The organism is Leucobacter sp. NPDC015123, from assembly GCF_043080205.1.
Taxonomy (GTDB): Bacteria; Actinomycetota; Actinomycetes; order Actinomycetales; family Microbacteriaceae; genus Leucobacter; species Leucobacter aridicollis_A.
Window position 1 is genome coordinate 291,447 of sequence record NZ_JBIBVH010000003.1, and the last position, 13,496, is coordinate 304,942.

The following is a 13,496-nucleotide window of genomic DNA, read 5'->3' on the forward strand; positions in this document are numbered from 1 at the left end:
GCTACACCTCGAGCGTGCGCCGCATCTCGGCGAGGGCCGCAGCGATCTGCGAAGGATCGGTGCCACCGCCCTGCGCGAGATCGGGCTTGCCGCCCCCGCCACCTCCAAGTACCTGCGCACCCCGCTTCGCGAGGTCGCCAGCTTTCACGCCGGTGTCCCGCGCCGCTGCCGTCGTCGCCGCGATCACCACGGGCTTCCCAGCGCCGTCGCCCGCCACGGTGCCCGCAAGCACCACGACGCCAGGCGCCGAGCCGAACTTATCGCGAAGCTGGATCACCAGTCCACGGAGATCATCCGGTGAGCCGACGGTCCCGAGGTCTGCAGAAACGAGGGTGACTGCGCCAACGCGCTCGGCACCTGCGAACAGCTCCGGCACGCGCTCTGCGAGCTTTGCGGCTTCGAGCGCCGCGATCTTCTTCTCGGCAGCACGGAGCTGCGCGCTGAGATCCTCAACGCGCGCGACGACCTCGCCGCGCGGCACGCGAAGCCCACCCGCGAGTTGCTGCACGATGAGTCGTTCGGCGGCGAAGCTCTGGAACGCCTCGAGTCCGACAAGTGACTCAACGCGGCGGTTCGTGGACCCTACGGAGCTTTCGGAGACGAGGTTGATCATGCCAACCTCTGCCGCGGTCGCGACGTGAGTGCCAGCGCAGAGTTCCCGCGACCACTCGCCGCCGATGTCGACGACGCGCACACGCTCGCCGTACTTCTCGCCGAACAATGCCATCGCCCCCATCGCCTTCGCATCATCGAGGGCCATCTCGCGGGTCACGACGGCGTAATTCGACCGGATGGCGAGGTTCGAGATCTCCTCAATCTCACTCTTCGTTGCTGCGCTGAGCGCTTCCGAGTGAGTGAAGTCGAGCCGCATGTAGCCGGCCTTGTTGTACGAACCGGCCTGGTGCGCATTCGGGCCAAGCACGTCGCGGAGCGCTGCGTGGACAATGTGCGTCGCCGAGTGAGCCTGGGTTGCACCCCGGCGGTAGTCTGCGTCGACACGGGTCTCTGCGCGGGCGTCAATTCCGATCGCGCCGATCGTCACCTTAACTGTGTGAACGATCAGACCGGGAACTGGCTTCTGCACGTCGAGTACTTCGGCTTCGAAGCCGTCTCCAACGATCACGCCGTTGTCGGAGTCTTGGCCGCCTGACTCTGCGAACAAGGCAGTCTCTGCGAGTACAAGCTCGGCAATCTGCCCCTCTCGCGCCTCGGTTGCCGGCGCACCGTCGACGACGATACCGAGAACCTTGCTCTCGTGTACGAGCGAGTCGTACCCGACGAACGCTGTCTCGCCGAGGCCGCGAAGCTCCTTGTAGACGGCAAGGTCGGCGCGCTGCCCCTTCTTCGCCTTCGCGTCAGCCTTTGCGCGGTCACGCTGCTCCTGCATGAGTGTCGCAAACACGTCGCGATCGACGGAGACGCCGGCCTCCTCTGCGATCTCGAGCGTGAGCTCGACAGGGAAACCGTGGGTGTCGTGCAGCAGGAATGCAGTGTCGCCGTCGACGCTCGCAACCGCCGCGCCCGTCTTCGACTCGGCAACGGCCGCCTCGATTGCGCCGTCGAGGATCTGGATGCCGCTCGCGAGGGTACGCAGGAACGTCTTCTCCTCTGCGTACGCGACACGCGAAATGAAATCGAAGCTCTCTGCAACCTCCGGGTATGCGTCTTTCATCGCGTCACGCGAAACTGGGAAGAGCTCGGCAAAGCTCGGGCCGTTCACCCCGAGCAGGCGCATAGACAGGGTGACGCGTCGAAGCAGGCGGCGCAGAATATAGCCGCGGCCCTCATTCGACGGGGTCACGCCGTCGGCGATGAGCATGAGACCGCTACGGACGTGATCGGCGATGACGCGGAGGCGCACATCGTCGTCAATGGCTGCGCCGTACGTCTTGCCTGCGAGTGCCGCAGCGCGATCAAGCACCGGGCGCACCTGATCGATTTCGTACATGTTCTGCACGCCCTGCTTGATGAACGCAACGCGCTCGAGGCCCATGCCCGTATCAATGTTCTGCTTGGGCAAGTCGCCAACGATCGTGAAATCGAGCTTCGACTTCACGTCTGCGATCTGGTACTGCATGAACACGAGGTTCCAGATCTCGACGTAGCGGTCGTCGTCTGTCGCTGGACCCCCGTCGATGCCGTACTCGGGACCGAGATCGAAGAAGATCTCGGAGCACGGGCCGGCCGGGCCCGGCTGCCCTGTCGACCAGTAGTTCGTGTCTTTGCCGAGCCGCTGAATGCGATCGTCGGGTAGCGACGAGTGCTGCTGCCAGAGCGCGAACGCCTCGTCGTCTTCCTCATAGACAGTGACCCAGAGGTCGTCGGGCGAGAACCCGAGGCCACCGTCGGCCTCCGACGTCGTGAGCAGTTCCCACGCGAACTTGATCGCGCCTTCTTTGAAGTAGTCACCGAAAGAAAAGTTGCCGCACATCTGGAAGAACGTGCCGTGCCGAGGGGTCTTTCCGACCTCTTCGATATCGTTCGTGCGAATGCACTTCTGCACACTCGTCGCACGATCGTAGGGAGCTGGCACGAGACCAGAAAGGTACGGCACGAACGGCACCATGCCGGCCACAGTGAACATCAGGCTCGGGTCATCACTCACGAGCGACGCTGAGGGCACAACCGTGTGACCTCGCTGCTCGAAGAAGTTCAGCCAGCGGCGTTGAATCTCTGCGGTCTGCATGTTCGGTGCTTCGTTCCTTTGTGGTGCATCAGTGCCGACGCGGGCGGCGCCGGCCGCAGCCAAATGACTGCCAGTAATCAAATCTAGTGAACCGCAAGCGGCACTCCTCGCGCTGGCGGCGAATCGCCGTCAGCGCGAGGAGTCCTTGCGGTCGAGACCCTTCAGCGTCCGCTCAAGGTCCTCATCGAACTGCTCGCGTTCGGCAGCCTCGTAGCCACTCGAGAACGCGTTCGACAGTTCGGCAATCCCACGATTCACACGCTCGAAAAAGCGTCGCCCGCTGGGGCTCTGGTTGACGAAGTGTGCCGCGACAAAGCCCGTAGCGACTCCGAATACGAACAAGACTAGTTTCCGCACGTGTTCCACCCTCCTGCGGTCTCGCGGCGACACTCTGCGCGCCGCGGAACTATACGGGTCAAGCTTAACCGGTAACGCATGCCAGATACGGCTGAGGGCGCTGGATTCCGTGCGGATCCCAGCGCCCTCAAGCCTTCAGACTTAGCGTCCCGAGTAGAACTCGACCACGAGCTGCACTTCACAGGTCACGGGGACCTCAGCGCGCTTCGGGCGACGGATGAGGCGAGCCTCGAGCTTGTCGAGCGAAACCTCGAGGTAGCCCGGAACGGCGGGAAGAACCTCGGCGTGGCCGCCTGCGGCTGCAACCTGGAACGGCTCGAGAGCCTCCGAGCGCTCCTTGACGTGGATGAGCTGACCCGGCTTCACGCGGAACGACGGGCGGTCGACGAGCTTGCCGTCAACGAGGATGTGGCGGTGCACAACGAGCTGGCGAGCCTGCGCGGTGGTGCGGGCGAACCCTGCACGCAGCACGAGCGCGTCAAGACGCATCTCGAGGAGCTCGACGAGGTTCTCACCGGTCAGGCCATCCTGGCGACGAGCCTCGTTGAAGGTGATGACGAGCTGCTTCTCGCGGATGCCGTACTGAGCGCGGAGACGCTGCTTCTCGCGGAGGCGAACTGCGTAGTCGCTATCGCTCTTACGCTTGGTGCGGCCGTGCTGGCCGGGACCGTAGGGGCGCTTCTCGAGGTAGCGAGCCGCCTTCGGCGTGAGGGCAATGCCCAGCGAACGCGACAGACGCGTCTGTGAACGGGTACGTGACGTAGTCGACACGGGTATCCTTTCGGGTTTCTGTGGGGCATGCGCAACCGCGCAGCCCTATGTTCTCTCGGCCACGCTGCGCCCGCATTCACAAGCTTTCGCTCGCAATGCACGCGACACAGCAAACCGTTTTCGGTGAGGGAACGACCGTTGCAGAAACCCGGCTACAGGGCAACTGCCATATGCTTCCCGCTGCAGCCTGCCGCGGGAGCAATGTTGGCCAGGGATCAGCTTAGCAGATCAGGGCTCACAATCGCGATTCGGCGGAAGCACTGGGGCTACTCGCCGCGCGTGATTCGGCGAATCTTCTCAAGCCTGTCTGAGACTTCACGCTCATTCCCGTGCGTCGTCGGCGTGTAATACGTCGCGCCTGAGATCTCGTCAGGCAGGTACTGCTGTGTGACAACGCCGCGCGGGTCTGCATGTGGATAGCGGTATCCCTTGCCGTGACCGAGCTTCTTCGCCCCCGGATAGTGCGCGTCGCGGAGCGGCTTCGGCACTTGCCCAAACCGCCCAGCCTTCACATCTGAGATCGCGGCGTCGATCGCCGAGATCACGGCGTTCGATTTCGGCGCGGTGGCGATATATATGGTCGCTTCGGCGAGCGGGATGCGTGCCTCAGGGAGGCCGATGAGCTGCGTCGCTTGAGCTGCGGCCACAGCCACCGAAAGCGCCTGCGGGTCTGCGAGCCCCACATCTTCGGCAGCGTGCACCATGAGGCGTCGGGCGATGAAGCGCGGATCCTCCCCCGCTTCGATCATGCGTGCGAGGTAATGAATCGCCGCGTCAGGATCGGAGCCACGCATCGACTTGATAAACGCGCTGACGACGTCATAGTGCTGATCGCCATCTTTGTCGTAGCGCAGCAACGCGCGATCAACCGAGATTGAGACAACCTCGGCCGTAACCTTGGGAAGGGCATTCGGCTGGGTCGCTGCAGCATCGGCATCGGCATCGGCATCGGCATCGGCACCGGCCCCAGCACCGGCATCGACACTCCCCGTCCGCTCTCGCTCCGCGAGCGCGAGAGCGGAGCCAGCCGCGGCTTCGAGGCCGGTGAGAGCGCGACGCGCGTCGCCCGACGAGAGCTGCACAAGCGCGTCTCGCCCCTCTGCGGTGAGCTCGACGGTACCGGCAAGCCCGCGCCTATCTACAGTTGCCCTGTCAAGCAGCTCAGCGATGTCTGCGTCGCTCAGCGCTTCGAGGGTGAGCAGAAGAGAGCGTGAGAGCAGTGGGCTAATCACCGAGAACGACGGGTTCTCCGTGGTCGCGGCGATGAGCGTCACCCACCCGTTCTCGACGCCAGGCAACAGAGCATCCTGCTGCGCCTTCGTAAACCTGTGAATCTCGTCGAGAAAGAGCACTGTCGCGATGTCATACAGGTCGCGGTCGTTCAGGGCACGTTCCATCACCGTCCGAACGTCTTTGATACCAGCCGTCACGGCCGAGAGCTCGACGAACCTGCGCCCGCTCGTGTGGGCGATAGCCTGCGCCATCGTGGTCTTGCCGGTGCCCGGAGGACCCCAGAGAATCACCGACACGGCGGAGCCCTCACTGTCGCTCGCTATGACGCGCAGCGGCGATCCCTGACCCAACAGATGCCGCTGACCAACGACCTCGTCGAGCGACTGCGGGCGCATTCGCACCGCCAACGGAGCCGTCGAAGCGGCCGGGCCTTGAATCTGGGTCACGACACAATGCTACCGACCACCCCCGACAATCATGCTCAGCAAGGCGCTCTGTGGCATAGTGGAGGGGTCTATCTAGTAACGCGGTCGGTACAGCCGATCCCACACGACAGGTGAGCAACACGGTGAGTGAAGCGACGAACGAGAAGCCCTGGGGCAGGGTTGGCGACGATCGTACGGTCTACGTACGCGAGGGAGAGGGCGAGCGTGCAGTCGGCGCGTTCCCAGACGGCACCCCCGAGGAAGCCCTGGCGTACTTCGAGCGGAAGTTCGCGGACCTCGCCGGCGCCGTAACGCTGCTTGAGGCGCGCATTGCACGCGGCACCGCCGACGCATCGGTTGCGGGTACCGTGAAGAAGCTCGAGGAGCAGCTCGTGGAGCCCGCAGCAGTCGGCGACATCGCCTCACTGCGCACCCGCGTTGCGAAGCTCGCTGAGAAGGCTGCAGCGTTCGGCGAACAGCAGCAGCAGGAGCGCGAGGCAGCGCGCGAAGAGGCCGTCGCAAAGCGTGAGGCAATCGTGGCGGAGGCCGAACAGCTCGCAGCACAGCCCGAAGCATCGATCCGGTGGAAGGACACGAGCGCAGCTTTCGAGCGGCTGTTCACCGAGTGGCAGAACGCGCAGCGTTCGGGCCCCCACGTACCGAAGCCGCAGGCCGATGCGATGTGGAAGCGCTTCCGGGCCGCCCGCCAGAGCTTTGATACTGCTCGCCGCGCGCATTTCTCCCAGATGGATGCGAACAACAAGGATGTGAAGACGCGCAAGGAGAAGCTCATCGCTGCTGCCGAAGCGCTCGCAGACCGCGGCCTCGACGGAATCCCCGCGTACCGCAATCTGCTCGAAGACTGGAAGCAGGCCGGCCGCGCGAGCCGCAAGCTCGACGACCAGCTCTGGGCGCGCTTCAAGGCTGCAGGCGACGTGCTCTACCAGGCGAAGGCCGAGGAGGTCGCGCAGACCAACGAGGAGTACCAGGCAAACCTCGTCGCGAAGCAGGCAGTTCTCGACGACGCGAAGCCGATTCTTGAGCTCAGTGAGCACACTGCCGCGCGCAAGCAGCTCACGGCGATCCAGCTCCGCTGGGACGAGATCGGCCGCGTGCCTCGCGAAGCACTTCGTGACATCGAGGGCCAGCTGCGCCGCATTGAGGAGCACGTGAAGGGCCTCGAAGAGGAGCACTGGCGGAAGACCAACCCGGAAACAAAGGCCCGCAGCGAGGGGCTGCGCGGTCAGCTCGAGTCGTCGATCGCCGAGCTCGAGGCCGAGATCGCGGGCGCCAAGGATGCGAAGGCGAAGGCTTCGGCCGAAGAGAAGCTCGCGACCCAGAAGTCGTGGCTCGCCGCGCTCGGCGATTAGTGTTCGCGGAAGACACAGTTATCCACAGATAGACGCCCTGCCCTGGTTTCCCCTGGGCAGGGCGTTCATTCTTGGGGCATGACCTCACACAGCTCTTCCAGGCAAGTTCCGACCGCGCGGGCTGACCCGCAATCGAGCGGAACACCGCCATCGACGACTCGGCCCATCCCGTCGCCGCCGCGAGTTGATCACTGGGCGCCAGCTCTCCGCTCGGCTGCGCTGCTCACAGGGACGCTCGTACGGAGCGGGCCAGGGCTACGCCCTGTGTCGTGGCCTGACACCGAGAAAAGTCGCTGCGCAGCGCTCGGCGGGTTGCTCCTCGAACGCTACGCTGCCGCCGAACAGACGGCTGCGTGGATCTGGGGAGCATGCAGGTCCCCCGGCCCCAGAATGAGACTCATTACCCTGCGCGGCCGCGCGCCCGCCGGGTTCGAACTCGTTGGTCTCCGGCGCCTCGCAAGCATCAGCCACTTCCGTCTCGTGGAGGGAGATATCGCGCGGATCGGAGAATACGGCGTGACAAGCCGCTCTCGCACCGTCTACGACCTGTTGCGCTCCCCGGAGCCTTTCACCGCCGCACGGCTCGTTGCAGCCCGGCTCCTCATGCTCACAGAACCGGGAATTGCCGACAGGCTGGCGACCCGAGCGGATGCGGCGAGCCCTATCGACCGGACTCGCGTCAGGGAACGCCTACGAGCGCTCGGACCCACACCTCAGGGCGCATAGCCGCGCGGCGCGTCGGGTTGTCGCCACCATGGCGGTCACGCGACACAGGCGTGCGTCAGTTCGTCAGCCGATAGACGTCGTACACGCCGTCAATGCGCCGCACAGCGTTCAGCACGTGATCGAGGTGGGTTGCGTTCGCCATTTCGAAGAGGAACCTGCTGATCGCAAGGCGAGAGCTCGACGTGTTCACGGATGCTGACAGGATGTTCACGTGGTGCTCAGAGAGCGTCCGTGTCACGTCTGAGAGCAAGCCAGAGCGGTCGAGGGCCTCAACCTGAATCTGCACCAGAAACACGCTCTTCGATGTCGGCGCCCACTCCACGTCGACAACGCGTTCAGACTGCGACTGCAGGCTCTTAAAGTTGTGGCAGTCAGTGCGGTGCACTGACACGCCCTGTCCCTTTGTCACGAACCCGCGAATCTCATCGCCAGGCACTGGCGTGCAGCACTTTGCGAGCTTCGCAAGCACGTCTGATGCGCCCTTGACGACAACGCCGCTCGACGTGGCACGGGTCGGCTGCGCTCGCGGAGTGTCAACGAGCGGAACGCTCAGCGCGGCCGGCTCAGTCGATGCTTGATCGTCGAACAGCAGAGCAGCGACTTTCTCTACGACCGACTGCGCCGAGACGTTGCCCTCGCCGATCGCAGCGTACAGAGTTGTCACGTCAGCGTAGTTGAGCTGCAGCGCAACCTGTTGGAGCGCCTCGGAGTTCATCACCTGATGCAGCGGAAGACTCTGCCTACGGAGCGCCTTCGTCAGCTCCTGCTTGCCGGTCTCTGCGGCTTCCTCACGGCGTTCCTTGGTGAACCACTGCCGAATCTTGTTCTGTGCCCGCTTGCTCTTCACGAAGCCAAGCCACGACTTGTTCGGGCCCGCATTCGGGTCCTTCGATGTGAAGACCTCGACCACGTCGCCGTTTTGCAGGGCGGTTTCGAGCGGCACGAGCCGCCCGTTCACCCGAGCTCCCATCGTGCGGTGACCAACCTCGGTGTGCACCGCGTAGGCGAAGTCGACAGTCGTGCCGCCCGCCGGAAGTCCGATGACTCGCCCCTTCGGGGTGAAGACATAGACTTCCTTCGCACCAATCTCGAAACGCAGGGCGTCGAGGAACTCGCTTGGATCCTCCGTTTCGGCCTGCCAGTCAGAGATGTGTGCGAGCCAGGCCATATCGTTCGAGGCTGTCTGCTTGTCTGCCCCGGGCTGACGCTGCTTGTACTTCCAGTGAGCCGCGACGCCGTACTCTGCACGCTGATGCATCTCGACGGTGCGGATTTGAATCTCGACCGCACGACCGTCGGGGCCAATGACTGTGGTGTGTAGCGACTGGTACAGATTGAACTTCGGTGTCGCGATGTAGTCCTTGAACCTGCCCGGAATCGGCGTCCACCGAGCGTGCACCGCTCCGAGCACTGCGTAACAGTCGCGAATTGAGTTCACAAGCACGCGAATGCCCACAAGGTCGTAGATGTCGTCGAAGTCACGGCCGCGCACGATCATCTTCTGATAGATCGAGTACAGCTCCTTCGGGCGCCCCGTGACCTCGCCCTTGATCCGCGCCTCGCGCAGGTCAGTCTCGATTGAACCGATCACCTTGCCAACAAGTTCGTCGCGCTGCGGGTTGCGCTGCTTCACGAGATTGTCGATCTCAGCGTAAAGCTTGGGCTTCAGCACGGCGAACGAGAGGTCTTCGAGCTCGGTCTTCATTGACTGGATGCCGAGCCTGTGCGCGAGCGGTGCGTAAATCTCGAGGGTCTCTTGCGCCTTCCGCTTCGCCGAATCGCCAGAGACGAAACCCCATGTGCGTGCGTTGTGGAGCCTGTCGGCGAGCTTGATGACAAGCACGCGGATGTCCTTCGACATTGCAACAACCATCTTGCGCACGGTTTCCGCCTGCGCGGAGTCTCCGTACTTCACCTTGTCGAGCTTCGTGACACCGTCAACGAGCATTGCGATCTCTTCGCCGAAGTCGCGCGTCAACTCTTCGAGCGAGTACTCGGTGTCCTCGACCGTGTCGTGCAGCAGCGCTGCAGCGATCGCGACGGGCGCGACGCCAAGATCAGCGAGGATCTTCGAGACAGCGATCGGGTGAGTGATGTATGGCTCACCGCTCTTACGCTTCTGACCACGGTGAGCGCGCTCTGCGACGTCGTAGGCGCGTGAGATGACTGAGAGGTCTGCGCGCGGGTAATTCGCACGCACGGTGCGCATCACCTCTTCAATCGCGCCGTGGGTGGCGCCGCGTGAGAAAATTCGCGGCACCAACCGGCGCAGCGAAGTCGTATTCGCCTGTGTCGCGTCTGAACTCACCACCGCAGCCTCCTCAACTGATTGAACGTTACACCAGGGTGTGCGCATTCCTTGAATCGTGTGTGCGACACCCCGTGGTTTCTACGCAGAAAGGGGCCCTCCCTGGTAAGAAGGACCCCTCTTCTGGATCGTGCTCGAAGCTCCGAGCAGCACCTAGCTTGCGGGCGCCGCCTCAACGAGATCGGACTCCACCTGCTTCGCGCGCTGACGCAGGATGCGCTCGTCGCGCTCCTTGATCTCTTTCTCGCCTACTCGAAGGTGGGCGTAGGCGGGCGATGCGACGAAGATCGTCGAGTACGCGCCTGCGAGGATGCCGATGAAGAGCGCGAGCGAGATGTCACGCAGCGTACCCGCCCCGAGTAGGCCAGCGCCAACGAACAGGATCGAGGCGACCGGCAGCAGCGCGACGACTGAGGTGTTGATCGACCGAACAAGGGTCTGGTTCACTGCGAGGTTCACTGCCTCGCTATATGTGCGGGAATCGCTCAGCTCACCAGGGCTCGTGTTCTCGCGGATCTTGTCGAACACCACGACGGTGTCGTACAGGGAGTAGCCAAGGATCGTCAGGAAGCCAATCATCGCCGCTGGGGTGACCTCAAACCCGGCGAGACCGTAGACGCCCGCTGTAATGATGAGGTCATGGAACAGCGCAAGCATCGCTGCAAGCGACATCTTCCAGGTGCGGAAGTAGATCGCCATGACAAGAGCAGCAAGCAGGATGAACACGACGAGGGCGATAATCGCCTGCTTCGTGATGTCTTGCCCCCAGACGGGGCCGATGAACGAGTACGTGACCTCATCAGCGTCGACTCCGTAGCCCTTGGCGAGCGCTTCGGTGACTGCCTTGTTCTGGGCATCATCGAGCGCTTCGGTCTGCACGCGGACCTCATTCTGGCCGAGCACCGAGATACGAGGCGCAGAGCCCGGCAGCGTCTCGGCGACAGCCTTGGCGGCCACGTCAGGATCGCGATCCTGACTGTTCGCCACGTGCACCTGGAACTGGCTTCCACCAGTGAACTCGATTCCCAGCTGGAACCCGCCGCGCAGGAAGGGACCAACGACGGCGATGATCAACAGGACTGCCGAGATCGTGTACCACAGCTTGCGCCTGCCAACGAAGTCGATCGACTTCTCGCCGGTGTAGAGGGCATTGCCAAATTCAGCGAATGAGCGAGCCATTTCAGCTCTCCTTTCCTGCGCCGGCAGACTCGGCTGCCTTGCGCTCGGCGATCGTCTGGCGACGCTCGGCCTCACCACGGCTCTTTGCGACCTTCTTGCCGCTGCCCTTCGAAGCCACGACGGGCTCTCGGAACTTCGCGCGGCCCTGGTAGACGGCGCCAAGCTGGCGGGGATCGAGCCCCGAGAACTTGTAGCCGCCACTGTAGACACGGGTCCGGGCGAGCAACGTCATCATCGGGTGGGTGAAGAGTGCGACAACGAGCACGTCAACGATCGTTGTCAGGCCCAGGGTGAAGGCGAAGCCCTTCACATTGCCGACGGCGAGGACGAACAGCACGACTGCAGCGAGCAAGTTCACGCCATCGGAGGCGAGGATTGTACGAAGCGCGCGCTTCCATCCACCCTCGACCGCGGCATTGATGCCGAAGCCGTCGCGCAGCTGGTCTCGGATGCGCTCGAAGTAGACGATAAATGAGTCGGCCGTGAAGCCGATGGCAACGATGATGCCCGCGACACCGGCGAGCGACAATCGGTAGCCCTGGCGCCACGAGAAGAACGTGAGCAGCAGGTACGTCAGGATCGCTGCGACCGCCAGCGAGGCGATAGTGAGCGTGCCGAGCAGTCGGTATTGGAAGAGCGAATACACGACGACGAGGCCGAGGCCGATCAGGCCCGCCAGGAGCCCGCCGAGCAGCTGGTTTGCACCAAGGGTCGAAGAAATATCTTCCTGGCTCTGCACGGTGAAGCTCATGGGCAAGGCGCCGAACTTCAGCTGATCGGCAAGCACCTGGGCACTTTCCTTGGTGAAGTTACCCGAGATCGCCGGGCGACCATCAAGAATCTGCGCGTTCATCGTCGGGGCCGAGATGACCTTGCCGTCAAGCACGAACGCGAACTGGTTGAGCGGGGGCTGCTTCCCGTAGAGGCGGGTCGAGACCTTGCCGAACTTCTGCGAGCCCTCCTTGTTCATCGTGATTGCGACTTCCCAGCGGCCAGTAGTGCCGGTGCCGCCCTGAATCGACTGCTGTTGCGAGACAGCATCAGTGATGACGTCACCCGAGAGCTCTACAGGACCGAGGACGTACTTCAGCATGCCTGTCTCATCGCACGTGATGAGCGGCTTGTCGTCAGCGGCGTTCGCAACCTCAAGCGCGTTGTCTGATGTGCAAGTGAACGACGCGAACTCCTCGAGAAGCGCAGGAGTAAGCCAGGCCTGATCCGCCGGATCCGACGGGAGCGGATCCGGGTACAGGTCGCCGGTGTCTGCGTCCGAGGCAGTGCCGTCAGCTGCGGGCTCGTCTGCCGAGTCGCCAGTGGCGGCATCTGCCGCAGTGTCACCGGCAGCCGCCTCATCGGTGGCATTGTCGCCAGCGGCGGCATCCCCATCCGCGCCCTCAACGCTTTCGCCGGTGTCCTCGGGCTGCGCCGCACCAGCGGCCGCTTCCAGGAAGACCCCACGGAAGTCGAGCGCAGCCGAAGCCTGGATGCGCTGGAGCGTTGCGTCATCGACCTTGCCGGGAATCGCAACCGAGATATGGTTGTTTCCCTGCGTGGTGATCTCGGCCTCAGAAACGCCAGAAGCGTTCACTCGCTGCCGGAGGATCTCCACAGCCTGGTCAAGCTGCTCACCGGTGACGGCTTTGCCGTCGTTCTGGTTTGCGGCAAGCAGAATCTGCGTGCCGCCCTGCAGGTCGAGCGCTAGCTTCGGAGTCCAGGTCGCATCACTGCGGAACACACCGAGCGTGATGAGCCCAGTGAGTCCGACAATGATGGCGAGCAGGAAAATGAGCGAGCGACGTGCGCTCCGCACCGCGGGCGCGACGGATGATTTCGCCAAGACAGCTGTCTCGCTTTCAGATAACGGTGTGAAGCATCACACCGGAGGGTCCTTACTCCTTGTCGGAGTTCTTGTCGTCGCGCTTCTCAGCGGAGGTTGCACCGCCGAGATCTGTCGCTGCATCGATTGTTGAATCGACTGCCGAATCAGTTGCCGAATCAACTGTCGACTCTGCCTCAGTCGCTGCGTCATCAGCCGCAGCGAAGCGCTCGCCAAACTCTGGGTCGTCGTCGGGAGCGAGCGTCGCTGCTTCGTTCTCCTCAACGGGCGCATCTGCGGGGGTCACAATCTGGCCGACAGCGTTGCGGTGGACAACGAGCGTGCTCGTGCCGCTCTGCACGGTGACGCGGTTCTCTTCCTCATCGACAGAAACGATGGTGCCGTAGATCCCTGACTGAAGCATGACCTCTGCACCCGGCTGCATGTTGTTCTGCATCTCTGCCATCTGCGCCTGGCGCTTCTTGCTGTTGCGGAACATGAAGAAAATGAGCACGGCGACGAGGCCAAGCATGATGAGTGTCATCGGATCCATGAGGCGGAGACCCTTCCAAAGTTAGTGAGCGCGCCCTTGAACACGCACGGACTGCACAAGTCTAGCGGGGTT

General features: G+C 63.3%; 10 protein-coding genes. 2 read left to right on the forward strand and 8 right to left on the reverse strand.

The genetic code is table 11. The features are described from left to right. Position 1: 1 nt before the first annotated feature. From alaS to ACF07D_RS08155, 4 genes are all read right to left on the reverse strand, one after another. Positions 2-2,686 carry an alanine--tRNA ligase gene (gene alaS, locus ACF07D_RS08140; protein ID WP_391504551.1) on the reverse strand — a complete coding sequence of 895 codons (2,685 nt, stop codon included), beginning with the start codon at positions 2,684-2,686 and terminating at the stop codon, positions 2-4. 129 nt (positions 2,687-2,815) lie between these two features. Next, positions 2,816-3,043: a hypothetical protein gene (locus ACF07D_RS08145; RefSeq protein WP_391504552.1), complete on the reverse strand. Its 228-nt coding sequence runs from the start codon at positions 3,041-3,043 to the stop codon at positions 2,816-2,818. Between the two features lie 141 nt (positions 3,044-3,184). Continuing rightward, positions 3,185-3,814 carry a 30S ribosomal protein S4 gene (gene rpsD / locus ACF07D_RS08150; protein ID WP_119283899.1) on the reverse strand — a complete coding sequence of 210 codons (630 nt, stop codon included), beginning with the start codon at positions 3,812-3,814 and terminating at the stop codon, positions 3,185-3,187. A 266-nt stretch (positions 3,815-4,080) separates the two neighbouring features. Continuing rightward, positions 4,081-5,442 (reverse strand): replication-associated recombination protein A, encoded by a 1,362-nt coding sequence (locus tag ACF07D_RS08155; protein ID WP_391504687.1) that lies wholly within the window; start codon positions 5,440-5,442, stop codon positions 4,081-4,083. Between the two features lie 173 nt (positions 5,443-5,615). Here ACF07D_RS08155 and ACF07D_RS08160 point away from each other — a divergent pair, with 173 nt between their 5' ends. Beyond that, the gene (locus tag ACF07D_RS08160; protein WP_255807762.1) at positions 5,616-6,842 is read left to right on the forward strand and encodes a DUF349 domain-containing protein; all 1,227 of its coding nucleotides are present in this window, start codon (positions 5,616-5,618) and stop codon (positions 6,840-6,842) included. A gap of 78 nt (positions 6,843-6,920) precedes the next feature. Further along, a complete protein-coding gene (locus ACF07D_RS08165) occupies positions 6,921-7,568 on the forward strand; it encodes a hypothetical protein (protein ID WP_391504553.1) in 648 nt (215 codons plus the stop codon). Between the two features lie 55 nt (positions 7,569-7,623). Here ACF07D_RS08165 and ACF07D_RS08170 read toward each other — a convergent pair whose 3' ends face one another. The 4 genes from ACF07D_RS08170 to yajC all read right to left on the reverse strand — a co-directional run bounded on the left by ACF07D_RS08170 (position 7,624) and on the right by yajC (position 13,424). Then, on the reverse strand, positions 7,624-9,828 hold the full coding sequence (locus tag ACF07D_RS08170) for a bifunctional (p)ppGpp synthetase/guanosine-3',5'-bis(diphosphate) 3'-pyrophosphohydrolase (protein ID WP_255809753.1): 2,205 nt from the start codon (positions 9,826-9,828) through the stop codon (positions 7,624-7,626). A gap of 201 nt (positions 9,829-10,029) precedes the next feature. Continuing rightward, positions 10,030-11,055 (reverse strand): protein translocase subunit SecF, encoded by a 1,026-nt coding sequence (secF, locus tag ACF07D_RS08175; RefSeq protein ID WP_391504554.1) that lies wholly within the window; start codon positions 11,053-11,055, stop codon positions 10,030-10,032. 1 nt (position 11,056) lies between these two features. After that, positions 11,057-12,892, reverse strand: coding sequence for a protein translocase subunit SecD (gene secD / locus ACF07D_RS08180; RefSeq protein WP_391504555.1), 1,836 nt, complete (start codon positions 12,890-12,892; stop codon positions 11,057-11,059). Between the two features lie 52 nt (positions 12,893-12,944). Further along, positions 12,945-13,424 (reverse strand): preprotein translocase subunit YajC, encoded by a 480-nt coding sequence (gene yajC / locus ACF07D_RS08185; protein WP_391504556.1) that lies wholly within the window; start codon positions 13,422-13,424, stop codon positions 12,945-12,947. Between the last annotated feature and the right edge of the window lie 72 nt (positions 13,425-13,496).